The 1,371-nt window shown below is 65.0% G+C and carries 3 protein-coding genes; all 3 read right to left on the minus strand.

From position 1 onward, the window contains the following. A partial coding sequence (locus tag ACYVDE_RS22890; protein ID WP_460503842.1) for a hypothetical protein occupies positions 1-215 on the minus strand: 215 nt, incomplete at its 3' end. Positions 216-275: 60 nt separating this feature from the next. Beyond that, positions 276-890: a hypothetical protein gene (locus tag ACYVDE_RS22895; RefSeq protein WP_460503843.1), complete on the minus strand. Its 615-nt coding sequence runs from the start codon at positions 888-890 to the stop codon at positions 276-278. Between the two features lie 218 nt (positions 891-1,108). Beyond that, positions 1,109-1,371: hypothetical protein (locus tag ACYVDE_RS22900; protein WP_460503844.1), on the minus strand; the 263-nt coding region annotated here is incomplete at its 5' end.

The raw sequence follows: 1,371 nt of genomic DNA on the forward strand, positions 1-1,371 counted from the left end.
GGGGCCACGGCGGCGGCACCAGCTTCGGCGGCCTCTTCGCCCTCGGCGGCGGGGGCCATAGCCCCCGCGCCTTTGGGTACGTCGGCATTGTGGCCGTTCACTTCTTCCTGGCCGGGCTCAACGGGCAATACCGGGTTGATGGGCGCGGATGGGAACAGGCGGAAATACGCCAGAATCAGGATGAGGACGACGGCGAAGGAAAGCAGGAATTTCATGGATGGGGAAAGAAGAATTGGCTTGACCGGCAACTGCTGCCGGCCAAGCCAACGGGTGATTTACTGACTGATAACAACGGCTTTGCCCAGTTTCTGGGAATAGGCCATGCGGCGCTCGGCCCCGCCAGCCCCGGTGTAGTCGAAGCCCACGGCGGTGGGGTCTTCGCGCAGGGTGACCCAGGTTTTGGTGTCCATCTCGGCTGGCTGGGCCGTGCCGGCGGGCACGGCAGGCTGCGTGAAGTGCGCGGGCGTGAAAAACGAGTTCATGGCCTGCAGAATAGCAATTTCCTGGTCGCGCACGCTGGCCGAGCGGGCCAGGCCAGCATCGGCGTGGGTCAGCAGGGCGCGGGCGGGCATCACTTCGTGGCGAATGGTATCGCCGGTGCTGCTGGTGACGATGAGGTGCGCTTGGCCGGTGAGTACCCGCTCGCCGCGCAGCTGCAGCACGAAATTATCGTCGGTGCCGGGGTTGGAGAAAGCGTGCGTGGCCCGCACCGTGTTGAGCACCGTTTTGCCGTTGATGCGGGTGCGGCTGCCGGCGGGCGGCGGCGTGTAAGTAGCCCGCGGGTCTTTGGTCGAGGTACTGGCCTCACGCTCAGTGCTCACGCAGGAAGTAAGCTGGAAGCCGATGGCCAGCAGGGCCAGGCTCGATATTTTTAAAATGGGGGCTTTCATATGGAATTAAAACGCGGGCCGCTCGGGCTCCGGTCGTGCGAAGGTATGGGAGAAATAGAATGAGCGAATATGCCCATTTCAGAAAGTGCTGCTGCTGCGGGCGGCTTGGGCAAGCCGCCGGCTGATTGCGCAACGGGCATTCTACGCAGAAAAGCCGGCCCTTGGTTTAAGCGCCCGCGCAAAACCCTGATATGGCCGGCCGCGGCGGCCTTCCGTTTTCAAAACAAGCCTACTTCCACCCCCACCACCCAGCGCGGCAGCTCGGGCCAGGCTGCGGAGCCGCTGGCGAAAGCCGGACTGAGCCGGTAGCGGGCCGTGAGGGCGTAGCGGTCGAAGCCCAGCCGGACGCCCGTGCTGCCCGCGAAGCGTCGCAAATAAGGGAGGCCATATTCCGTGGTTTCGACGGAGCCGATACCGGGCGCGGGGGCGTCCTCGGTGGTGTGGCGGGTGCTGGCGGCCCAGCTGCCGCCGGCCAGTAGGT

Source organism: Hymenobacter agri (genome assembly GCF_054778495.1).

Bases quoted from the DNA above. Each gene is read 5' to 3' on its own strand.
- ACYVDE_RS22895 (WP_460503843.1), bottom strand. From the start codon at position 890: ATGAAAGCCCCCATTTTAAAAATATCGAGCCTGGCCCTGCTGGCCATC.